Raw genomic sequence first — 22,504 nt, 5'->3', positions numbered from 1 at the left:
AACCATGGGACTTCTCGAAGGAAAAATCGCTCTGGTGACGGGAGCCGGCTCCGGGATCGGTCGCGAAACCGCCCTGCTGCTGGCAAAAGACGGCGCCACCGTCGTGCTGACCGGGCGGCGGATCGAACCGCTGCGCGAGGTGGCGGCCTTGATCGAAGAGGCTAATGGCAAGGCCGTCGTGCGTGCGCTCGATATCGAGACGCGCGAAGAGATCATTGCGGCCGTGACGTGGATCAAGGATAGCGTCGGACCCGTCGACATCCTGGTGAACAATGCCGGCAGCGCCAGCAAAGTGCTGAACGCGCGTTTCTTGGGCGAGGCTGAGTGGACCTCCACCATCAACGTCAATCTGACCGCCGTCTTCAACCTGACCCAGGCGGTCCTTCCGGACATGATCGCGAGCGGTGAGGGAACGATCATTACGGTCTCGTCGCTCGCCGTGATCAACCCCAACCTGCTCGGTGGCGCGGCCTATGGTGCGGCCAAAGCCGGCGTGAAGAACTTCATGACCTTCCTGCACAACACCTATCGCAACCAGGGGATCCGGGCGACGACGATCCTGCCCGGCGAGACGAATACGCCGATCATGGACAATCGCGCACGGCCTCCTCTGCAGGAGGAACGCGCGGTCATGATGGATCCTCGTGACGTTGCCCGTGCGATCGTCCTCTGCGCCAGCCTGAACAAGAGCGCCGTGATCCCCGAGCTTCACATCTGCCCGACATTCATGCGGGACACGTCGGCCGACATCGAAATTGCGCGTTGGGTCGGCGCGCCGGCCGATACGCCGGATATGCCGAAAAAATAGAATTGGGAGGACATCGATGAACGGAGCGAAGTTGCGCGCCCGGCTGTTGGCCGGCGAGGCTGTCACCATGTATACGCCGCACCACTCCTCGTCGGGCCTGGCAGCCCGGCTGGTGGAACTCGGCGCCGATTCCGTCTTCGTCGACTGCGAACATGGAAGCTGGAGCTTCGACGATGTGCGCATGACTGCACAGATTGTCCGGTCCGTCGGCGGAGCGGCGATTGTCCGGCCGCATTCGCACGAACGCCCGATCATCATCAGATATCTGAATGCGGGAGCGGACGGCATCATGGTCCCGATGGTGGACACGGCCGAGCAGGCGCGCGCCATCGTCGATGCCGTCCGCTACGCTCTTCCGTCCGACTTCGACAAGCGCCTGGTGGTGGCGATGATCGAGACGGTGGATGCCATAGACAATCTCGACCAGATGCTGAAGGTCGACGGCATCGACGTCTTCTTTATCGGACCTGGCGATCTCTCGCAGAATATGGGCTATCCGCCGGCCCCGCCCTTCGGCGAGCCGCGTCCGGAAGCGGTCGTGGAGAAGGTCTCGGTCGCCGTCGACAAGATCCGCGCAGCGGGCAAGATTGCAGGCACGCTGGCCACCGCCGATGAACTGCCTCATTGGCTTGAGAACGGTGTTCAGTTCTTCTACATCCACACCGATCCCTTCCTGCGCCGTGGGATTGCCGGCATCAGGCAGACGCTGGCGCGATAGCAGGCGGAGCTGGGCTTTCCACCATTCGTTCGGTATCCCGTGATCTAATGCTTGGATACCGAACATGCGGTGTTGGGTAGCGCTCCAGCAAGGCCTGAAGCCCCAGAATTTCTGCGGCATCGGCCATTCTAGCTTGCTTTCCAGTTCGCATTATCGGGGATCGACCGCTGAGGCACGATGACCTGGATGATGGACGGGCTGTTCAGGTTTTCTTTGGCGCCATTTATGGCTTCCTCCAGTTCGCCATAGGTGTCCACTTTCCAGCCTTGGCAGCCAAAGACCTCTGCCAACTTGCTGTAATTCCATCGGTGCAGGATGCAAGAATTGTAGAACGGCTTGTTACCATGGAAAACCGACGCATCGGCAAGCCATTGCTCCACGCCATAGATGCCGTTGTCCATCACGAAGATGATCGGGTTGAGATTGAAGCGGGTTTGTGTCGAGAGGCATTGAGCGGTCATCTGAAACCCGCCATCCCCCGCAAAGACCAGTAGCCTCTGTTTATCTTGCTTCGCCAGCGAAACCCCGGTCGCGGCGGGACCGATATAACCGATCGCCGAATAGGATGATTGTACGATGAAACCGCGGCGAGCACCCACTTCAAGAAGCAGGCTCCCGAAATAATTCAAACTCGCGTCAGCACCAACGATAGTATTTCCGTCGATCTGCTGCTGAATGAAATCGTAGAAGCCCTGATAGGTAATTTCGCCTGCCGGATTCACGGCCGGCGCTTGCCGGGCTGTTTTCGCCGGAAGACTTTGGGCTTTGCACGTCAGCCTTTTGTCAATCAGGCCGTTGACGAGATCCGCCAGCGAAACCTCTGCGTTGAAGATCGTGCCATATTTCACCGTATCCCAAGAAGCGAATGCGGTTTTATCGAGATCGATAGGCCAGCCCAAATCGTTGATATCAGTCAACCAGACACCGAGCGCCAATACGAAGTCGGAGTCTTTGACCAACGACTGGACATGGGGTGACGACGATTCGCCATCAAATACCCCGGCAAATTGTACATCGTCTTCCGATAGGATGGCCTTGCTCAAAAGCTCGGTCACGTAGGGAATTTTGAGGTCTCGAATGAGCCGCTCCGCCTGGTCGTGAAGGCCAAACCGGTCGATCTCGACACCGATCCAGATCAGGGGTTTGGTGGCATTTTGCAATCTTTCGCTGATTTGCGCGATCGACTGATTGAGACTGTCCTCGTCGGATATAACAGGCGCCGCTTTTAATGCATTCGACGGGCGCGTGCATTTCAGGTCCACCATATCCTCCAGCAACTCGATATAGACCGGACGTCTTTCCGTGATGCACTGCGTCAGCGCATAATCTATGAGCATTGGCGCAAGATGAGGGCTATCGATCCGGACGGCAGCGGCCGTTATGTATTCGAACACCTGAAGATCCGTTTCCCGCCCGCTGATGAAGTGATGCGAACTGTAGCCGGTTTGTTCGAATGTGAGCGTTTTCTTGATGCTTGGCGCACCGTTGATCAGAACGACGGGCACTTTCTCGACGTAAGATCCGGCGATCGCATTTGTTGCGCAAAGCGAGCCTGCGGAATAGGTAACGCAAAGCGCACCAATTCCTTTCAGTCTCGCATAGCCGTCAGCCGCATAACCGGCATTCAGTTCATTCACCTCTTCGATGACCTGAATATCGCTTTTCTCGATATAACTGTTCACCCATTCGATCGAATAATCGCCCGCTACGGAAAACAGGTGCCCCAGGCCCAGTTCACGAAGTCTGTCGACCAGATATTGTCCAACCGTGTATGTCTCGCCCATGTTCCAACGGCTCCGCTGTTGACGACAATTGACGAATTAAAACTCGCTCGCGTTATCGAATAAGCGCGGTATGTATATGTCGAATATTCCGGGGCATTTTCGTTCGGGAAATCTTTCCAGCAGGAAGCGCTTGAAAGCATCATTGGTGAGTCCGTTGCCGGCGGCCTCCATGGCAACGGACAAATACTCTATATTTTTGGCAACCTCGTTCTTGTCAGCCGGAAAGCCGTGGCCGGGAAGGAACAGGTCATAGTTGGACAGCAGCATGCCCTGCAAAATCCCAATCCAATGCTCCATGTATTTCGTCAGATAAAGGTGCGTTCCGCTGTAGATCAGGTCTTGCGCAATAAAAACGCCCATGTCCGGAAGACCTATGGTGAGGAGAAAATCGATCTCCGTATCTACGACTTCATCGAAAACATATTTGACTCCGTCGATGACTTCCGCGCCGGTGCGGACAGTTTTTTCGGGAATTATCAGGCTCTTCGGAGCGAGATTGCCCATTTTCCAATGGTCATTCAGGGAATCTTGTCCGTGCTGCTTCAGGAACTCTTTCGTTTCCGGCAATGCATAAATCGGAATGTCGCTGAATGCGGCTCCCAGGCCAAACCAATGGTCGGGGTGCCTGTGCGACAGGTAAATCCGATCGATCTCCTTGCCGATACTGTTGGCATACTCCCTGAATTGCAGCGCATAGGGAACGAGGAATTGCCCATCGACAAGAACAAGCTTGTTCCTGCTTTCGATTATGTGCGTTGCATTGGCGATGTTGTCATCCGTGAATGCTGAAATGAAAGTATGAATACGGACATCGCCTGCTCGACTGACGATTTTAATGGGATCCGGCAATTGCGTGACCATAGGTATCTCCCTGTTTGAAAGTCGTTTGCTGGGGTTTGACGTTCACCGGGGCACGGCGGAGATGAGGGCTCCCCAGCATTCCTGGCCAACATTCCCGGCCAGCATTCCCGGGTTGTTTCCAGCATGTGCGCCCAAGCGCCATCACGGATGAGATCGACGGCCGCGGGACGCGATCTTTTCCTCCAATGTCTCCAGGGCGGCGCGCGCAACGTCGTAGGCGCTGTCGACGCCCGCCTCCGGCGCGTCCTCACCGGGCCGCCAGAAACGCCTGCGCGTCATTCTCATCGAGCTCTCGAAGGGTGGAATCGCATTAAAGACTTCAACGAGATAGGGGCCGGAATAGACCGGCTCGATTTCGTCCAGCATAATCTCCCAGGGAATCCAGCTATCTCTAACAGCGCCCCGGTCCGGCGCTGAGATATGAACGTAATTCAGTCGGCTCTGCTGTATGGCTCGGGCGACATTTTTCCTGAAGATTGCCGGGCCCTGGCTTTCCATCACGACCTGGGCTGTGTCGATCGTGACGCCACAGACCGGAATGTCGGCGCTTTCGAGAAAATCCAGCGCTTCCGAGACCATGGTCGGCCCGGGCGTTTCCCAATTCTTGACGGGTTCGATGGCGAGCTTCACGCTCTTCTGGGCAGAATATTGCGCCAATTCCCGGAAGTTGGAGGCCGCCGCCGCGTATCGTGGCTTCATCCAATGCTGAAGCACGTCGCTCCAGATCCCTTCACCGTCATCCGTCAGTGGAAAGACACCATAGGGGTACAGGAACGGCCCTGACATGATCGTATTCTCCCCGCCCAGCACCGAGGTGATGTCGACGCGGGATTTGAGATAGGACAAAGCCTGCTTGCGCTGTTCCTCGTAGGGCGAGGTCGGATCGAAAGTTCGCGTGGTCCCCACATTGGTTGTGAACTTCACATCCCGGAAGCCCGCCTGATCGAACGCCCGCTTGAGGCTGATATAGCTTTCGACCTCGGTGTGATGACCGACATCGGCCGGTCCCGGGGCGATATGCATATCGAAGCCGGTGTAGCCGATCTCGGTAAGAGCTTTCAGATGTCTGACGAGAACCTGGGTATAGCCCGCGTCATTCGGCTTCAAATCCGCTGTAAACATAAAGAAGCTGAAATATATATCTCGCCTGTGTGCCTCTTCCATCTTCATCGCTCCAGCTGTCGCTATCCAGTAATGCGTGGTTCAGGATGATGTCTCGCGAGGCGAGATCCCTCCCCGCCTCCTGCGCATCGCCATCGGGCTGAAACAAACAGTCCGCGCCGGGCTACCATCCAAGCAGCTTGCGCAGATATTCGCGGCCCATTTTCGCGTACTGCAGCGGATTGGCCTTAGCCGGGTCCTGCTCTGCTTCAATGCAGATCCAACCGGCGAAATCCGCCTCGGCCAACGCATCGAGGATTTCCGGAAAGGTCTCTATGGAGCCGTCACCCGGGACGGTGAAGATCCCCGCCTCTATCCCTTGCTGGAAGGACAATCCTCCTTTGTGCATCTCCCTAACCACCTCGGCGCGAAAGTCCTTCAGGTGAACATGCTTGATGCGGTGGGCGTATTTTCTGGCCAGCGCCAGCGGATCGACACCGGCAGCCGCCTGGTGCGCGGTATCGAGAAGCATGTTGACCAGGCGAGGATCCGTCTCGTCCATGAGACGGTGGATCGCTTCCGTCTTCATCACCCCGGTCCCCAGATGCGGGTGATAGCAGAGGCGGCGGTTACGGGCCCTGGCTTTCTCTCCCGCCTCATGCAGGCCTTCGATCAGCTGTTTCCACTGGTCCTCGGAGAAATCGGGGCAATTCGGAAAAAGGGCAACCGGAAGCGGATTGGCCGCTCCGCCAAACTCGGCGACGACCAGGTCGGCCCTGCGCGGATCGTCGCTGCCGCCCTCCATGGCTTCGAGGAAATCGAGCTGAGCATCGACATTATCAAGCGTATGACGCTTCATCGCATTGATGGTGAAGTAAGTGCTCACCCAAGGCTCGGAAATCCGTAATCCTCTGAGTTCGAGGACAGGTTGCAATATTTTCGGGTCCGTCGGATATTTATGGCCGACGCCGCATCCGACATAACCGGCGAGCGCCATTTCACTCAGAGCCTGCTCGTAGGGAATGCCGATGTCGATATTGATGAAATCGTCATTCCACCAGAGCGTGGGGATGACGCCGAGCCAGACCTTGGTGGGCGTCAGTCGATGCAGATGTGTCGTCATGGCAATGATCCAGTTCTTTGAAGACAAACGGAAGTGGCGTCAGGTCAGGTTTTGGAATCGAGAACCGGAAAAGCCGGAATCTTCGGGGGGAAGGCCCAGGAGCCGAAACCAGGCCCCTTGGCGCCTGCGGGGTGGGCTCCGATCGCCTTCCAGAGCAGACCCTCGACATAGGCATCGGGAGAGACGACGAAGGTGATATTCGCAGGCCTGGGGCCAAAGCGCTCCGTCCAGGCGGAGGACAGCTCGAACCAGGTGCCGGAATACCAGAGCTTGATCAGCGCGCGGGCCACATCTCCCAGCAATTCATCGCCCAGAATGGTCGTGCGCACCGCCTGGATACGAGCCTCACCTTCCGACGGTGGCAGGGCGGCGAAGGCGGCCAGCAGCGCATCGGCGATCTCGCCGCCGACCACCTTGTCGAGCATGGCGAGATAGCGTTCCGCCAAGCCGGTTCCCAGAAGATCGAACTGGGAGAAGGCCGTCAATTCGACGGAAAGACCCAGAAATGCCTCGAAACGGCTGCTCATGCGTTCACCTCCGCCTGCCGGGAGACGGCTGGCTGTTTGATAGCGCCGGGGATCTCATAAGTGGGGCTGCCGTTCTTACCGGGATGCTTCGGCAGGGGATTGCGGATGAGTTCGAGGATCATGTTGCGGAATTCGAACATCATCGGAACGGCTTCCAGCAGCAGGTTCGGCTGGCCGTTATAGGCACGCGTCAAGAGCTGGAGAAATTCGCCATAGCGCGTGTTGAAGGCGATCGCCGCCTCACGCAGTTCCGAGCCTTCGTGTATGTGCGCCACTTTCAGGTTCTCCTTTATGGGATAGGCGCCTTCCCAATCGACCTGCAACTGCGGACCTGTGGGGTGGCCGGGCTGGTCGCCCTTCTGGTAATAGCGGCCTTTGACCAGTTCCTCGAAACGATAGTAATGGGCCAGTTCGTGGTCGTCATCGTCGTAGATGCCGCCACCGTCGCCCTCGCCCTGTTCGATGATGAGCTCGATGGCTTCCAAGGCGCTTTTCAGATCGCTCACGGGAAACAGCTCGCCGCCGCCGGAGTAATAATATTCCGAGGTGATCTGGCGCGACCTGTCGCCGGTAAAGATGGTTGTGCCCGCCCCATGCGCTTCGGCTTCCAGGTATTTGATGCCTTCCGCGATGGTCGAGTAGAACTCACCGATACTGAAAAAGTGGAGGTCCTCATGCCTCGGATCGCTGGCAAGCGCGGTGATATCAGGGGGAGTTTTGCGATGTATCAGGCCCTTGCCGACGAGATGTTCAGGACGCTGGGCCGGGCGCTCGATTTTCAGGAAAGTCGCCAGCGCCTCACGGCTGAAAGCCTGGATGCTGACCTTGAAATCGGTCTCACCGTCCGGCAAGGCGGCAGGATACCTGGCTACGAAGTCCGGCCTGACAAGATCCGGCGTGCCGCCGATGGCATTGAGAATATTGGCCGCGATGGTCAGATGCAGCATTTCTTCCACGACGATCACGCGCAGAACCTGGGTCGCATCCTGGTTGACGCCGGGCTTGATCGAGTAAAGCGCCGTCAGATACGGCGGAATCGTCGCATGTTCGAGCTGCATCGCCCGGTAGAGAAACTCTTTCAGCTCATCGAGCGTCTTAATATTGGAGGAATCCATGCTCAAGCTCCATGAAAGATAAGTTGGGTGCACAGGCCGGCTTCGTGTCGCTTGCGTCGAGCTCATCGGTTCGTTCCGCGCAGCGGATGCCGGTCGTCGTTCAATGCAGAGACTTCAGAATGTCGCGACCGCTTCGGAAGCACATGGCGGCCAGCGTCAAGGTGACATTGGCCGTGCCGATTGTCGGCATGCTGCCGCCGCCGACGAGATAGAGGTTTTCGTGGTCCCAGCTGCGCTGGTTCTTGTCCACGACGGAATTGGTCTTCGTCGTTCCCATGATGTGGGTGCCGGCCAGATGATTGCCGCCGCGGATCGCATAGCCTTGCCCCTCATAGGCCACATAACCGAAATCGCCGGGGTCGTATTGGGTATGATCCTGCGCGCCCAGACGCGTAAAGACGGTGCGCGCAAACTGGCGGCCATAGGCCGCACCCTTCATGGTATATTCCGGAACCGTGAAGGACAGGATGGGCCGCATGTTGCCCAGAGCATCGGTATATTGCGGATCCACCGCGATGCGGTTGCTCTCGACGGGCATGACCTCGATCATGAATGCCAGCAGCAACTGCCGCGAAACCTGGTCGATCATGCCGCGCCGAAGATCCGCCCCGTAGAGGTTGCGATCATCCACCAGTTCGAGAAGGTCGGAGGTCGGCGCACCCGTGGCCCAGCCCCAGCCGTCATTATGGATATCGATGGCGAAGGCGGCCTGCCTTTCCCGGAAAGGGCCGTCCCGCAGGTCCACGATACCGCCCGTCGAACTGGTTCCGCGCATCGTGCCGCAGATTTCCGGCATCAGCGCCCAGTTCAGCAGATAGGCGTGGTCCATCAGATTGCGTCCGACAAGACCGCTGGTGCTGCGCAGGCCGGAGGCCAGCATAAGACGGGCCGTTTCGATGGCGCCTGCCGCAAGCACGAAAACCTTGCCCTTCACGGTGATGGTCTCGTGGGCCGGTGAGGCCGGGTCCTTGTAAATCTTGACCTCGAGAGAGCGGACTTTCCCGCTATCCGGATCGATGTCGACCTTCGATGCGACCGCCTGCGGCAACAGTTCGACAAGCCGCTCGCCCCTTTTTCCGTTTACCGCGAACGCCTTGGCAAGCGTTTTGCCGGAGTGGTAGCGCGCTTGCACGGGACAGAGCGGTACGCAGTTGGTGTTGCCCTGGCAGCGACCGCCCTCTTCGACCTGATGCGTATCGACGGCGCCGATGGGACGGTAGCCCTTCCCGCCGTCATAGGCCGGGTTTGGTATGCTATTGCGTCCCTGCGGATAGGGCCTGACCTTCAGGGGATAGGTCTTGTCGTAGAGTTCGACACTGGTGCCTTCGATGCCTTTGTTGACCTGCTGATCCAGATAGGAAAGCGGCAGGCCGCGCATGGGAAAGACATAGTCGCCCGGAAAGGTCTGCCCCAGATATTGCTGATCTTCGACATTGGCCGATACGCCGATTTCCCGCTCGGCCAGGCGGTAATCATCCTCGATTTCCTCAAAGCTCAGCGGCCAGTCCAACCCTTGGCCGAAAATGGTGCGCGTCTTGAAATCCGAGCGAAGCAGGCGGGGCGTTTTCGCCTCCCAGTGCATGGTCGTTCCGCCGAAAATACGGGTATATGTCGTATCGCTGACATAAGGGCCGGATTGAACGATATAGGTCGAGCTATCGGTTTCCCCCGCCTGCAGCTTGCGAAGATGCGGGCTGCGGGGCATGGCCGCGTTCGCATTCTGCGGAAAGGGCGACTGATTGTCCTTGGAGGCTGCCGAATAGAAAGTCGTCAGCAGATCGTCATAGCCTGCCAGAGTGCTGTTGGCTCCGGTTCCGGCTTCAAGGATAAGGACACGCTTGCCCGCTTCCGCAGCCTGCTTGGCAATGATTGCTCCGGAAATGCCGCTGCCGACGATCACGATATCGTATTCGTCAGACGCTGCGACAGTTTCGGCATCGGCTTTTATCGCGGATTCGAGGGGAAAAAGCACTTTGGTCCTCCATTATTCCCGGAAAGCCGCATCAGGCTTTGCGGATCATGCGGTTCTGGACTCAATCGAGATGTCAGGCCGGACGGCCTGAATCGTCATGATCTCGGGGCGCGGGAGTTTCGGGGTTTGGACTTGGCGGCCGGGGCGGCGGCGGAGCGGGCTCTGACTGCCGAGAGAAAAGAGGCGTAGCTCCAGGTCAGATTCCGGACGCTTTTCTCATAGCCAACGGTTCCATCGAACTGTTCGCTGAGTTCATAGTGATCGCTGTGATAGACGATGGCGCGCAGCATGACGTCAGACGAAGCCCGCAAGGCAGCTGACGCGTCGGCGGCGCTGCTGGATGCACCAAGTCCCAGTTCCGCGAAGAAGGGTTCGGAGAACTGATCGAGGGGGATGGCGCCGCTGGCCTCGATGGCATTGGCAAGCCGATATTGAAACTCGGCGAAGTTGGCGGTGCACAGAGCCCAGGGATGCCCGCCGACCACGGGCGCCGCCACATCGCCATCGTAATGGTCGCCTGGATAGCGCCCGAAGAGTGGTCCGAGCCCTTTGGCAGCGTCGGCGCCATTGATCGGGTAATAGTTCGAAGACGAAGGATCGGCCCACTGGCGCCGCAGGATGGCCGCTGTTGCCAGAAGCTTGGTATCGGTCGGCTCTATCCCGCCATAGCAGACAGAAGAGACGATATCGATGTTCGCGTCGTAACCGGCTTGCTCCGCGGCATCCAGAATGCTCGCATAGAGCTGCCCGTTCCAGTGGGTGGCCAGCTGGCTTTCCAGCCAGGAGATGGCATCGGCCACCCCGGAAGGCACCGCAATACCGATCGTGTTTGTGGAAATTTCCCGGAAAAAGCGCAGCTGTACGGCTCTTGCGAAAAAGGAATAGCCCTCATATTCCTCCCAGAGATTGGTGGTCTTGTTCTGGTAAACTTCGAGAAGATAAGAGAGGTTGGTCTCGACCAATTGTTGGGCGATCGTTTGCGTGGCGCCATCCAGCTGATCGAACAAGGTCAGGATCGCAATCGACTGAATGGCCGGCCCGTCATTCTGCTCCGACCACGGACGAACCTCGCCGGTGATGGTGAAGCAGGCGTGGCCAAGTGTGACGGTCGCGGAATTCTTCGCATTCCCCTGACAGAGCGCGGCGAAGTTCACGTAATCGACCAGGCTCGGCAAAACCCCGCCCGGAACAGGCAGCAAACCGGCAAGTGCGATCTCGATGGCCGTAATGGCCCCATCGCGGACCCAGTTGAAAACATAGTCCTGGTCGACACCCGGCGTGTTCGCTGGATAGGAGGGGGCGGCGATGACGCAGCCGGGGGCCGAAAACACCCCGGGCGATGCCGGATCCTCGATGACATAGCCATCGCTTGTGATGTTGCGCATCATCAGAAGAGAAAAATAGCGCGACAAGGCAACCAGATCGGTCTGCGCGAAGGCAGGCCGCGGTTTGACTGTAGGCGCGATGGCACCGATATGGGCCGGATTCGCACCTGTCATTGACTGACTCCAAAGCGCAACTGTCATTGACTGACTCCAAAATCGGTTGAGACTTGCCGGACCCAGATCAAGAAAATATTCCGGACCCGGATGGGAAAAATATTGCGGCCGAATGGGTGGCGATGCGTTTTTTCGATAGCTTCCGGGCAGCGTATTTACAGTTTCACGTCAAAAGCCGACGCCAACGACTCTTCTGCGTTGAGAGTGAAAACAAGGTCTCTGCGGCAGCGAGGGCAGGGCGGGCTGGCCGCCGTGTTGTGTCGCCGTTGAAGCTTTAACTAGAAAGATCGTCGACGATAAGCTTTTTATCAACCTAAAGGTGTTGATCTCAGGTCAAAAAGTCTCACAGAATTGCGCTTGGCGTTATGGGTGCTCCGGAGGGATGGATTCGACCAGCCCAACGAGATTGGACCGCGTTGCCGCAGACCGGTTGCGCAACGCCAGAACCATCTGCAATTCCGTGGCGGAGATCGCGCTGTTCCTATGCCAGTCTATCGTGCCTCGCCCGAGCAGCAGCCAGTCGAGGGAGACATCCAGCAGGTCGGCGAGCGCGCAGGCGCTTTCCAGCGAGGTATGACCGCCATTCTGCCAGCGTGAGACGGCGGCGACGGACACGTCTAGTTCGGCCGCCAGGGCGTGAACTTTCCGGAACTTGCCGCGGGATATCGCCTCTCGAATACGTTTGCCGCGTGCCATGTCGTGGGTCATCAAGAATCCTCCCGTTGGTTGCGTTAAAATTGGCAATTACCAAGAGCTTTCGATCGACGAAGATCAGAAATTTCTTATGAAATGGGAAGGCAAAGCCAAGCACCGGTCAACCTGGTGAAATATCCAGATTGCTCCCGGTCGACCTCTTGTTGTGAAACGTCAGCACATCAGGAGGGACGGATATGTTGCGGATACTCACCAAAGACATGCTCGACACCGATCGCCGGGCTTTCGATGAAATGTTTCGGGCGCGCGCCGCCGTTTTTCGCGATCGGCTGGGATGGCAGGTCGATGTCCGGGACCAGTGGGAAAGGGACCGATATGACGAGGCTGAAGATCCCGTATATCTCGTCACGCAGCGACCTTCCGGCACGCTGACGGGTTCGCTGCGCCTGCTGCCGACCACAGGAGCGACGATGCTCAAAAGCGAGTTCCGGCATTTCTTCGATCAGCCTATCGACGTCGACAGCCCGACGACCTGGGAATGTACTCGCTTTTGCCTTCATCCGCTTGCCGGACACATAGATCAATCGCGCACAGTCGCCACGGAGCTGCTCTCAGGGCTTTGCGATCTTGCGCTTGACACCGGTATCGAAAGCATTGTCGGCGTCTATGATGTCGCGATGGTCGGGGTGTACCGCAGGATCGGTTGGAGGCCGACACCGCTTGCCCGATCCCGGCCCGAGATCGGCAAACTGTATGTCGGCCTGTGGGACGTAACGGCCGAGAATTGTCGGACACTTCGGACCAACCTGTCCCGACTTCTGGAGCAAGCCTCTCCCTATCCTGGTAGAGCCCTTGTCGATGGCGGCATGCAGTAAGCGCAGTCGCTGTCCCTCCGCCCAGCAGTGGGATAGGTCTCGCAAGCTCTTTAACCTGTTCTCTATGTCGCGCCATAGTTGCCGTAAAATATGCTGTTCTCGGCAATCGCGAAATGTTACTATTGCGAGCATTCAGGAAATCACGCAACCACGAGACCATCTCATGCTGAGCAGTTCTCGTTTTTTCTACAGTTTGGACCGAATCTCCGCATCGTCGACATTGCGGGATCTCGAAACGACGCTGGACGAAGTCCGCCACATCTATGCGATATCGCATATGGTTTTGCATGTAACACGCTCCTCGGGGGCGACGGCCAGCAATCCATTGCTGATGCTGACCTACCCGCCCGAGTGGGTGAAGCAATATCTTGACCGGGACTACTTCAGCATCGATCCCGTCGTGCGCCTCGGCCTGCGCGGCTTCCTGCCCGTGGAATGGTCCGCGTCTAAATGGGATTCAGGCCAGGCCTATGGCTTCTTCAAGGAGGCGATGGCCTTCGGTGTCGGCCGGCAAGGCGTTACCCTGCCGGTGCGGGGACCTCACGGGGAGCGATCGCTGTTTACGGTGACCTCCAATCATCCCGACGCCTACTGGCGACAGTTTCGCATGGACAGCATGCGCGACCTCCAGTTTCTCGCCCACCATCTCCACGACAGGGCGATGGTTCTGTCGGGGATGAGAAAAATTGCGGATTTTCCGCAACTGTCCCGCCGCGAGCTGCAATGTCTTGAGATGACGGCCAGCGGCCTTCTGGCAAAGCAGATCTGCGCCCGCCTGTGCATTTCGGTAAGCGCGGTGCAGCTCTATCTCGCCTCGGCACGCCGGAAGCTGACCGTCGCCACGACGAGCGAAGCGGTCGCCAAGGCCACGGCACTCGAATTGATATAGGCTTGGTGATCGTGATTCAGCGCCTGCCCCTCGTGCGCGTCGCCAGAACATTGCGGATCGAGAAGCTGGAATGAATTCTGAGGACGCCGGGCAAGGTCGAAAGGATCTCTTTGTGGATCCGCTCGAACTCGCCCGCATTGGCGACCTCCACGCGCAGCAGGTAGTCCGAACCGCCCGTCATCAGAAAACATTCCCGGATCTCGGGATGCCGGCGGACCGCCGCCTCGAGGCGATCGAGATAGTCCTCCGTCTGCCGCTCTAGGGTGATGTTGATGATCACGGCGATCATCTCATCCGCATTGCCGGTGTCTACCAGCACCGTATAGCCGCGGATCACGCCTGACTTTTCCATGATTTTGATGCGCCTGAGACAAGCCGATGGAGAGAGACCGATCTCCGCGGCGAGCTTGGCATTGCTCATGCGAGCATCGAGGCGCAGCAGTCTCAGGATATTGCGATCGATCGCGTCGAGAGCGGGCATGAGAGATCGTTCCAAATTTTCGTTGATTATGCGGGAAATAAGCAAAGAACACCATAATCGACTACTGAATGATAGGCAATTTCGCTCATTATTTCATAAACTCCTTGAAATCAAAAAGGGGTGGACATGGATAGCGATATTTTGGTTTCCCGCACACGCACCGCTACGACCGCGCAGGGAGCCACGGGCTATCTGACGATTGATCTTGCCGCCCTCGGCCGCAATTATCGCAAGCTCGTCTCGATACTGGCACCGGTCCGCGCGGGGGCCGTCGTCAAGGCCGATGCCTATGGTCTCGGCGCCGAGCGGGTGGCGAGAACGCTTTACAGTGAAGGTTGCAGGCATTTCTTCGTCGCCCAGTTCGTCGAGGCCTTGAGGCTCCGGCCGGCCCTTGCGCACGACGCCCAGATTTTCGTGCTGAACGGCTTGCAGCCGGGCAATGAACTCGCCTGCGCCGAGATGGGCATCGTTCCGGTTCTCAATTCGCTGGCGCAGTGGCGGCAATGGTCGGCGGTCGCGCGCATTCTGAAGCGCTGCCTGCCTGCCGTCCTGCAATTCGACACCGGCATGTCGCGGCTCGGCTTTCCCCGGGAGGAGCGAGCGGAGCTGGCGGCAGCCCTTCGGGGCGGCAGCAATGTCGAAATCCTGTTCATCATGAGCCATCTGGCTTCGGCCGACGACATGGGCAGCGAGCAGAACGGCGAACAGTTTGCCGAGATGTCCCGCATCGCCGACGAATTTCCCGGCTTCGACATTTCCTTCGCCAATTCCGGCGGCGTTTTCCTGGGCGACGCCTATCACGGCGTGCTCGCCCGCCCGGGCATCGCGCTTTATGGCGGCGCTCCGAACGCCGGCGAGAAGAACCCGATGGAGCCGGTCGTCAGCCTCAATGTCGCCGTCGTGCAGACGCGCACCGTGCCGGCGGGTGCGAAGATCGGCTATGGCGGCGCGCATGTGACGCAACGGGAAACGCGTCTCGCCACAATTGCCGCCGGCTACGCCGATGGCCTGCCGCGGTGCCTCAGCGACCGCGGCGCCGTCTATTTCAAGGGCATCCGCCTACCGATCGTCGGCCGCGTGTCGATGGACAGCACGACCGTCGACATCACAGCACTGCCCGAGGGCGCGCTGACCTTCGGCAGCCTTGTCGAAGTGCTTGGCCGCCATCAGACGCTCGAGGACATTGCCCGCGACGCCGGCACCATTTCTTACGAAATCCTAACCGGCCTGGGCGATCGTTACGACAGGCAATGTCGCTAAGAGCCGGCGGCTCCATCATTGGGAACATCATGAAAGTCAGCGTTCTAGGAGCCGGCATCGTCGGCGTCACATCTGCTTATCAGCTGGCCAAGGCCGGCCATGAGGTCACGGTCGTCGACCGGCAGCCGGGTCCGGCGCTGGAGACGAGCTTTGCCAATGCCGGCGAAGTCTCCTTCGGCTATTGCTCGCCATGGGCAGCGCCCGGCATTCCCATGAAGGCCATGAAGTGGCTGTTCATGAAGCACGCGCCGCTCATCCTGCGCCCGAAACTCGACATGGCCATGCTCTCCTGGATGACGAGGATGCTGTCGAACTGCACCTCCGAGCGTTACGCGATCAACAAGAGCCGCATGCTGCGCCTTGCCGATTACAGCCGCATCGCGCTGGCCGAACTTCGCGCCGAGACCGGCATCGCCTATGACGAACGCATGCAGGGAACCCTGCAGCTGTTCCGCACGCAGCAGCAGATCGAGGCCTCGGCTAAGGATGTCAAGGCGCTGGCTGCCGACGGTATTCCCTATGAGGTGCTGGACCGGGACGGCTGCATCCGCTTCGAACCGGCATTGAGGCATGTGCGCGACAAGATTGTCGGCGGTCTGCTGACGCCGAAGGACGAAACCGGTGATTGCTTCAAGTTCACCAATGCGCTGGCGGCCAAAGCCGAGGCGCTCGGCGTCCGTTTTGCTTACGGGACGACGATCAAGGCGCTGGATGTCGAGGCCGGCCGCGTGCGTGGGGTCATCACTGATCGTGAGCGGATGAGTGCGGAGGCGGTGGTGGTCGCGCTCGGCAGCTATTCGCCGTTGCTGCTCAAGCCGCTCGGCATCAGGCTGCCGGTCTATCCCGTCAAGGGCTATTCGCTCACCATCCCGATCACCGATGCGTCACGCGCGCCGGAATCGACCGTGATGGACGAGACCTACAAGATCGCGATCACCCGGCTCGGCGACCGCATTCGTGTCGGCGGCATGGCTGAAATATCGGGCTATACCAACGATCTCGGCCTGGCCCGCCGCAACACGCTGGAATACTCGGTCACCGATCTCTTCCCCGGCGGCGACATTTCCAAGGCCTCCTTCTGGTCCGGCCTGCGCCCGATGACGCCCGATGGCACGCCGGTCATCGGCCCGACAAAGGTCGCCGGTCTCTTCCTCAATACCGGTCACGGCACGCTCGGCTGGACGATGAGCACCGGTTCGGCGCGGCTTATCGGCGATCTCGTCGGCGGCGGCCAGCCGGAAATCGATGTGAGGGATCTCGCCATCAGCCGCTACGGCTGAACCCGCGCCGGAGCAACACTAAAGGAGGGATGAACATGATTGCGCAAATCCAATACCACTTGTGTACATCGTCTTCCGAGGTCACGAATGTCCGTTAATTCTCATATACATAACGATGGCAGCCTCGCCCGACAGCTGGCGGTGCAGAGCATGTTGTTTCGGGAAACGGCGCACAGCGGAACGGACCCGGATGAACTCTCGGAAATATTGTCGACGCCAACCTCCCCGATCAAGGTTGCGGCGGAAGGCAATATGCCGATTGCATACCACTGCAATTTCGTCTCCGTGGGAGAAGAGGTAACGGTAGCCGACTGTACCTACGAAGGCACAATCTTGATCAGGCGGGAGGCGCCCAGCGACAGGATGATCGTTTTTCTGCCGATGGCAGGGAACGCATCCTTCGAAGGCATGCGGGAGCAAATATATTCCGTTCCTGCTCGCGGTACGATCCTTGAAGCAGGTCGTGCGGCGGGTGCTCGCCTGTTTGGGCCGCGCCGTCATTTCGGCCTGTTCGTCGATCAGGCGAAGATCATTAGCCACCTCACGCATATGTTCGAGAGAACGATCAGCGGCGACGTCGATTTTCATCCTCACATCGATCTGACGACCGGTCCCGGGCTTGTATTCCAGCAACTTGTCTCGAGCCTCCATCGCGGCCTCAGCGGGAACGGACCCCTGCAGCGGTCGCCGCTGGCCGCCAGCTTGCTCTGCGACGCGGCGATCTATCTGCTTCTGGAGACCTGCCCCAATCGCTATTCGAACGAGCTTGCGCTCCCTGCTCCGGCGCCGGCTCCACGCCATGTGAAATGGGCCATCGACTTCATGCAGGAACACATCGCCGAGCCGATTTCGCTCAGCGATATCGCGATGGCAGCCAAGGTCAGCGTTCGGACTTTGCAACAGGGTTTCCGGCAGTTCAGGGATACGACCCCGATGTCCTACCTGCATGACCTTCGGATGGCCGCAGCCCATCGCGATTTGCTCGAGTCTGACGCCAAGCAAGCCATCGCCGACGTCGCGCTGCGATGGGGGTTTACGCATCTGGGGCGATTTGCTGCCGAATACAGGAAGCGTTTCGGCCAATTGCCGTCACAGACCTTGAAGCGCTGAGCTCTACCTCGGCGTGCCGGATGGTTCTATCGACGATGGACCAGACGTCCGATCGCCGACGGGAGCGACATGCGGGATACGGATCTATGCCGCGCGCTTCAGGGCATCACCGAGTGTCGAAACGATCGTGTCGATCTGGGTTTTCTCGATAATGAGCGGCGGCGAGAGGGCGATAATGTCGCCGGTCACCCGGATCAGCAGGCCCTTGTTGAAGCAGTCAACGAAGATTTCATAGGCTCGGCTTCCCGGCGCCCCGTCACGAGGAGCCAGTTCGACCGCGCCGACCAGTCCGAGATTGCGGATGTCGACCACATGAGGCAGGCCTTTCAGCGAATGGAGACCCTCCTGCCAGTGTTCGGTCAGCCCGGACGCGCGGGTGAGCAGGCCTTCCTCCTCGTAGATCTCCAGCGTAGCGAGCCCGGCTGCGCAGGCGACCGGATGGCCGGAATAGGTATATCCATGGAAGAGTTCGATCGTATTTTCGGGTCCGACCATCAGGCCGTCATAGACCTTGCGGCTGGCAAAGACCGCGCCCATCGGGATTGCGCCGTTGGTGAGGCCCTTTGCCGTGGTGACTAGGTCGGGCACGACGCCGAAATAGTCGGTCGCGAAAGGAGTGCCGAGACGGCCGAAGCCGGTGATGACCTCGTCGAAGATCAGCAGGATTCCGTGCTTGTCGGCGGTTGCGCGCAGTTTCTCCAGATAGCCCTTCGCAGGCAGGACTACGCCTGCCGATCCCGACATCGGTTCGACGATGACGGCTGCGATGGTTTCGGCGCCGTGCAGTTGCACCAGGCGCTCGAGATCGTCCGCCAGTTCCATGCCGTGAGCGGGAAGACCCTTTGAGAACGCATTGCGCTCGATGTCGAGCGTGTGGCGCATATGGTCGGCCGGTATTTGCGGGAAGACCCGCCGGTTGTTGACGAGACCGCCGACGGAAATGCCGCCGAACCCGACACCATGATATCCCTTCTCGCGCCCGATGATCCGCGTGCGGGTGCCCTGGCCGATCGCCCGCTGATAGGCGATGGCGATCTTGAGCGCCGTATCGACCGATTCCGAGCCCGAGCCGGTGAAGAAGATCCTGTCGAGCTTGGCTTCTGGGCCGCCCGGCGCATTTGCAGCCAATTTCGAGGCGAAGTCGAAGGCGATGGGATGCCCCATTTGAAAGGTCGGTGCATAGTCCAGCGTTGCAAGCTGCCGCTCGACGGCTTGGGCGATCTTCTTGCGGCCGTGGCCGGCATTGCAGCACCAGAGGCCGGCCGTGCCGTCAAGCACCTGATTTCCATCGACGTCGGTGTAATACATTCCCTGTGCTGCGGCCAGAAGCCGCGGCGTGGCTTTGAATTGCCGGTTCGCTGTGAACGGCATCCAGAAATTTTCGAGTACGGGCGCGTTCGTTTTGCTGAGCTGGTCCATCCTGGCCTCCTTTGGGGTGGCGCCGAGAATGGCAATTTCTTCCATTCAAACAAGTCCTTTTCTTTGTTGGTACAAGTCATTGAAATTCCACAAACTGATAGGTATAGTTTTAGATATTATGGACAACACAAACGAACTGCATCATGTCAGTCGATATAGGCAGCCGTCTTCGCTATCTCCGCATCGCCCATAAGCTTTCCCAGCGTGAGCTCGCCAAGCGCACCGGAGTGCCCAATTCGACGATCTCGCTGATCGAATCGAACGCCTCCAACCCGTCGGTCGGGGCCTTGAAGCGAATCCTGGACGGCATCCCCATCGGCCTGGCGGAATTCTTTGCCTTCGAGCCCGAGCGTCCCAGGAAGGCCTTCTATGCGGCCGAGGAGCTGGTGGAGATCGGCAAGGGCGCCATCTCCTACAGGCAAGTTGGGGAAAACCTGTTCGGGCGCAGCCTGCAAATCCTCAAGGAGTGTTACCAGCCGGGCGCCGACACCGGAAAGGTTCCCCTTGTTCACGAGGGGGAGGAGGGCGGGATCGTGCTCTCGGGAAGACTCGAGGTGACGGTCGATGACGAGCGGCGTATCCTTGGAGCGGGCGACGCCTACTATTTCGAAAGCAGACGCCCGCACCGCTTCCGCTGCGTCGGACCGGTGCCCTGCGAGGTCATCAGCGCCTGCACGCCGCCGACTTTCTAGCGCAGATGCATGACGTTGTCCTAAGCTGCAGCACACGTTTGGGCGACATGCATCAGTTGTGGAGAAAATCCAGAAGCACCGCGTTGAACGCCTGCGAGGCTTCGATATTGACGATATGGCGGCCACGCAACGACAGGTGCCGGCCCTGTTGCGCACCGGCGGCAATATATTCCAGATCGGATGGCGGGCATACCGGATCGTCATCGCCGGAGATGGCAAGAAGCGGGTTGGCGATCTGCTTGATTTCCTCACGAAAGTCGGCGCTGGCCAGCGCCGTGCAACACCCGCTGTAACCCTCGACCGACGTCGCGGCAAAGCTTTCGAGCACTGTGGCGACGATGCCGGCTTCGGTGGTACTGAATGCCGGGGTGAACCAGCGTTCGGCAGTGGCGGCGGTGAGAGCCGTAAGCCCGTTCATCCGCACTTCATCGCTACGCATGGCCCAGCCTTCAGCGGTGCCGATCTTCGCCGCCGCAGCACAGATGATGAGCTTGTTCACGCGATGCCGGGCATTGATGCCCAGCCATTGCCCCGTCAGGCCGCCGATCGACAGACCGCAGAAATGCGCCCGCTCTATGCCCAAGGCGTCGAGCAAGGCGAGCACATCGCCGCCAAGATCGGCCAGCGAATATGGTGACGGCGGGGCCGACGACCGGCCGTGACCGCGGCGATCGTATCGCAGCACGCGAAAGTGTCGTGACAACACGACCGCCTGCGCATCCCACATGCGAAGGTCGGTTCCGAGTGAGTTGCAGAATAACAGCCAAGGCGCAGCCCGATCGTCCCCGTCGATGCGGTAATGAAGGCGATGGCTCAGAAGATTGAGATATTCCATGAATTCAGTCACCCGCATTGGCGAAAGCCGCGCTCATCGCGGCTTTCTGTGTTGACCTTGTCGCACGGATGAAGACGGTGCGATGGTGAAACCCAAAGGCGAGGCCAGCGGTCCGGTAACGCGAGGCAGCATCTGCCCGCAGATTTAGTAACCGCTGCACGTCGCCTTATGCCGCCGCCAAGCTTACGGCGCTCACGCGACGCGCGTTGCTGACCGCGAACACGAGCATCGCAGCTGCCGAGATGACGGCCGGAATGGCGAAGATCAGGAAGTTCTGCTGGAGCGGAAATTCCTTCGCCAACAGGAAACCGCCAAGGGTCGGGCCGACGATCGCACCGATGCGTCCGACGCCGGAGGCCCAGCCCAGTCCTGTGGAGCGCACGGAGAGGTTATAGAGTTGCGCCACGCTGGCATACAGCAGGATTTGTGTGCCGATCGTGGTGGCCCCGGCGATGAACACCATCATGAACAGCATTCCGGCAGGCAGATTGAAGCCGATCAGTGCGATTGAGACCGCAGCAGCGGCAAAAAAGCCGACCACGACCTTCGGGAGCCCGAACCGGTCGCCAAGCCAGCCACCGGCGATCGCCCCGGCCATGCCGCCGAAATTGAGGGAGAAGAGACTGAGCAGGCTCGCCCTCTCGGCATAACCGGCTTCCTGCAGCACCTTCGGCAGCCATGAGGACAGGAGGTAGACGAGCAGCAGGCAGCAGAAGAATGCCACCCACAGCATTGCCGTGCGAAGGGCGCGCTGATGCCGGAACAGTTCTGCAATCGAGGCGGCGGCTCCCGTTGTTTCGGTAAAGCTCAGCCTGTCGTTGGCAGACAGATGCACGGACGGCGCGATTTTCGCGTAAATCCGCTTCGCCTGCTCCTGCCGGTCCTGCCGGATCAGGAAACCGAGCGACTCCGGCAGTTTCCATAGGATGACCGGCAGCATGAGCAGCGGGACAGCGGCGATGTAGAACATCGGCTGCCAGCCGAAGTGCGGGATCAGGCCGATGCCGAGTGCCGCAGCGACCATGCCGCCGACGGAGTAACCGGAGAACATCAGCGCGACCATGGTTCCGCGCAGGCGCCTGGGAGCATACTCGTTCATCAGCGCCACGGCGTTCGGCATCAAACCGCCGCAGCCAAGCCCTGCAATGAAACGAAAGATTTTGAACTCTGTTGGCGTGCTGGCAAAGCCGGTTGAAAGTGTGGCGATGGTGAACAGCATGAAGCTGATCGCAATGCCCTTCTTGCGGCCGATCTTGTCCGCCAACGGGCCGAAAATGAGCGCGCCAAACATCATCCCGAACAGCGCCCAGGCCTGCAACGCTCCCGCCTCCGGCTTGCTGAGCTGCCATTCTGCCATCAGGGTCGGCAACACGGTTCCGGCGATGAAAACGTCGTAGCCGTCAACGATCAGCAGCAGGGCGCAGAGCCCGACCACCGTCCATTGAAAGCGTCCAACCGGATTGTGGTCTATCGCTTCATTCACATCAATAGCGCGCATGTT

General features: G+C 59.2%; 21 protein-coding genes. 8 read left to right on the top strand and 13 right to left on the bottom strand.

The window, feature by feature from the left end:
• The first annotated feature begins 4 nt into the window (after positions 1-4).
• Both OLZ32_RS24975 and OLZ32_RS24970 read left to right on the top strand, forming a co-directional pair.
• Complete coding sequence (locus tag OLZ32_RS24975; protein ID WP_264423308.1) at positions 5-808, top strand: SDR family oxidoreductase; 804 nt, start codon at positions 5-7, stop codon at positions 806-808.
• 16 nt (positions 809-824) lie between these two features.
• Positions 825-1,526 carry an HpcH/HpaI aldolase family protein gene (locus tag OLZ32_RS24970; protein WP_264423306.1) on the top strand — a complete coding sequence of 234 codons (702 nt, stop codon included), beginning with the start codon at positions 825-827 and terminating at the stop codon, positions 1,524-1,526.
• A 128-nt stretch (positions 1,527-1,654) separates the two neighbouring features.
• Here the strand turns inward: OLZ32_RS24970 and OLZ32_RS24965 are convergent, their stop codons facing one another.
• The 9 genes from OLZ32_RS24965 to OLZ32_RS24925 all read right to left on the bottom strand — a co-directional run bounded on the left by OLZ32_RS24965 (position 1,655) and on the right by OLZ32_RS24925 (position 12,216).
• Positions 1,655-3,310 carry an alpha-keto acid decarboxylase family protein gene (locus tag OLZ32_RS24965; RefSeq protein WP_264423304.1) on the bottom strand — a complete coding sequence of 552 codons (1,656 nt, stop codon included), beginning with the start codon at positions 3,308-3,310 and terminating at the stop codon, positions 1,655-1,657.
• A gap of 36 nt (positions 3,311-3,346) precedes the next feature.
• Positions 3,347-4,171 carry an MBL fold metallo-hydrolase gene (locus tag OLZ32_RS24960; RefSeq protein ID WP_264423302.1) on the bottom strand — a complete coding sequence of 275 codons (825 nt, stop codon included), beginning with the start codon at positions 4,169-4,171 and terminating at the stop codon, positions 3,347-3,349.
• A 141-nt stretch (positions 4,172-4,312) separates the two neighbouring features.
• Complete coding sequence (locus OLZ32_RS24955) at positions 4,313-5,341, bottom strand: sugar phosphate isomerase/epimerase (RefSeq protein WP_264423300.1); 1,029 nt, start codon at positions 5,339-5,341, stop codon at positions 4,313-4,315.
• 115 nt (positions 5,342-5,456) lie between these two features.
• Positions 5,457-6,395, bottom strand: a complete 939-nt coding sequence (iolE, locus tag OLZ32_RS24950) for a myo-inosose-2 dehydratase (protein ID WP_264423298.1) — start codon at positions 6,393-6,395, stop codon at positions 5,457-5,459.
• 44 nt (positions 6,396-6,439) lie between these two features.
• A complete protein-coding gene (locus OLZ32_RS24945) occupies positions 6,440-6,922 on the bottom strand; it encodes a hypothetical protein (protein WP_264423296.1) in 483 nt (160 codons plus the stop codon).
• Positions 6,919-8,037, bottom strand: coding sequence for a ferritin-like domain-containing protein (locus tag OLZ32_RS24940; protein WP_264423294.1), 1,119 nt, complete (start codon positions 8,035-8,037; stop codon positions 6,919-6,921). Before OLZ32_RS24940 ends, OLZ32_RS24945 begins: the two co-directional genes overlap by 4 nt.
• A gap of 100 nt (positions 8,038-8,137) precedes the next feature.
• Complete coding sequence (locus OLZ32_RS24935; RefSeq protein WP_264423292.1) at positions 8,138-10,009, bottom strand: GMC oxidoreductase; 1,872 nt, start codon at positions 10,007-10,009, stop codon at positions 8,138-8,140.
• Between the two features lie 95 nt (positions 10,010-10,104).
• Positions 10,105-11,535: a glycoside hydrolase family 15 protein gene (locus OLZ32_RS24930; RefSeq protein WP_264423291.1), complete on the bottom strand. Its 1,431-nt coding sequence runs from the start codon at positions 11,533-11,535 to the stop codon at positions 10,105-10,107.
• Positions 11,536-11,871: 336 nt separating this feature from the next.
• Entirely contained in the window at positions 11,872-12,216 is a 345-nt protein-coding gene (locus OLZ32_RS24925; protein ID WP_264423289.1) for a helix-turn-helix domain-containing protein, read from the bottom strand.
• Between the two features lie 182 nt (positions 12,217-12,398).
• Here OLZ32_RS24925 and OLZ32_RS24920 point away from each other — a divergent pair, with 182 nt between their 5' ends.
• Both OLZ32_RS24920 and OLZ32_RS24915 read left to right on the top strand, forming a co-directional pair.
• On the top strand, positions 12,399-13,037 hold the full coding sequence (locus OLZ32_RS24920; RefSeq protein WP_264423287.1) for an acyl-homoserine-lactone synthase: 639 nt from the start codon (positions 12,399-12,401) through the stop codon (positions 13,035-13,037).
• A 163-nt stretch (positions 13,038-13,200) separates the two neighbouring features.
• Complete coding sequence (locus tag OLZ32_RS24915) at positions 13,201-13,926, top strand: helix-turn-helix transcriptional regulator (RefSeq protein WP_264423285.1); 726 nt, start codon at positions 13,201-13,203, stop codon at positions 13,924-13,926.
• 16 nt (positions 13,927-13,942) lie between these two features.
• On the opposite strand, the gene OLZ32_RS24910 is transcribed toward OLZ32_RS24915, so the two are convergent.
• Positions 13,943-14,407: an Lrp/AsnC family transcriptional regulator gene (locus OLZ32_RS24910; RefSeq protein WP_003550368.1), complete on the bottom strand. Its 465-nt coding sequence runs from the start codon at positions 14,405-14,407 to the stop codon at positions 13,943-13,945.
• A gap of 126 nt (positions 14,408-14,533) precedes the next feature.
• Here OLZ32_RS24910 and alr point away from each other — a divergent pair, with 126 nt between their 5' ends.
• From alr to OLZ32_RS24895, 3 genes are all read left to right on the top strand, one after another.
• Entirely contained in the window at positions 14,534-15,667 is a 1,134-nt protein-coding gene (alr, locus tag OLZ32_RS24905) for an alanine racemase (protein ID WP_264423284.1), read from the top strand.
• 29 nt (positions 15,668-15,696) lie between these two features.
• On the top strand, positions 15,697-16,947 hold the full coding sequence (locus tag OLZ32_RS24900) for a D-amino acid dehydrogenase (RefSeq protein ID WP_264423283.1): 1,251 nt from the start codon (positions 15,697-15,699) through the stop codon (positions 16,945-16,947).
• An 87-nt stretch (positions 16,948-17,034) separates the two neighbouring features.
• A complete protein-coding gene (locus OLZ32_RS24895; RefSeq protein ID WP_264395912.1) occupies positions 17,035-18,057 on the top strand; it encodes a helix-turn-helix transcriptional regulator in 1,023 nt (340 codons plus the stop codon).
• A gap of 84 nt (positions 18,058-18,141) precedes the next feature.
• On the opposite strand, the gene OLZ32_RS24890 is transcribed toward OLZ32_RS24895, so the two are convergent.
• The gene (locus tag OLZ32_RS24890) at positions 18,142-19,476 is read right to left on the bottom strand and encodes an aspartate aminotransferase family protein (protein ID WP_264423328.1); all 1,335 of its coding nucleotides are present in this window, start codon (positions 19,474-19,476) and stop codon (positions 18,142-18,144) included.
• Between the two features lie 143 nt (positions 19,477-19,619).
• Between OLZ32_RS24890 and OLZ32_RS24885 the strand changes: the two genes are divergently transcribed.
• Positions 19,620-20,168, top strand: coding sequence for a cupin domain-containing protein (locus tag OLZ32_RS24885; protein WP_018068513.1), 549 nt, complete (start codon positions 19,620-19,622; stop codon positions 20,166-20,168).
• A gap of 52 nt (positions 20,169-20,220) precedes the next feature.
• Here OLZ32_RS24885 and pcaD read toward each other — a convergent pair whose 3' ends face one another.
• Positions 20,221-21,003, bottom strand: coding sequence for a 3-oxoadipate enol-lactonase (pcaD, locus tag OLZ32_RS24880; protein ID WP_264423279.1), 783 nt, complete (start codon positions 21,001-21,003; stop codon positions 20,221-20,223).
• Positions 21,004-21,169: 166 nt separating this feature from the next.
• Positions 21,170-22,501: an MFS transporter gene (locus OLZ32_RS24875; RefSeq protein ID WP_264423277.1), complete on the bottom strand. Its 1,332-nt coding sequence runs from the start codon at positions 22,499-22,501 to the stop codon at positions 21,170-21,172.
• Between the last annotated feature and the right edge of the window lie 3 nt (positions 22,502-22,504).

It is taken from the genome of Rhizobium acaciae, assembly GCF_025941625.1.
Lineage (GTDB): Bacteria > Pseudomonadota > Alphaproteobacteria > Rhizobiales > Rhizobiaceae > Rhizobium > Rhizobium acaciae.
This window is presented reverse-complemented; position numbering and strand designations above follow the sequence as displayed.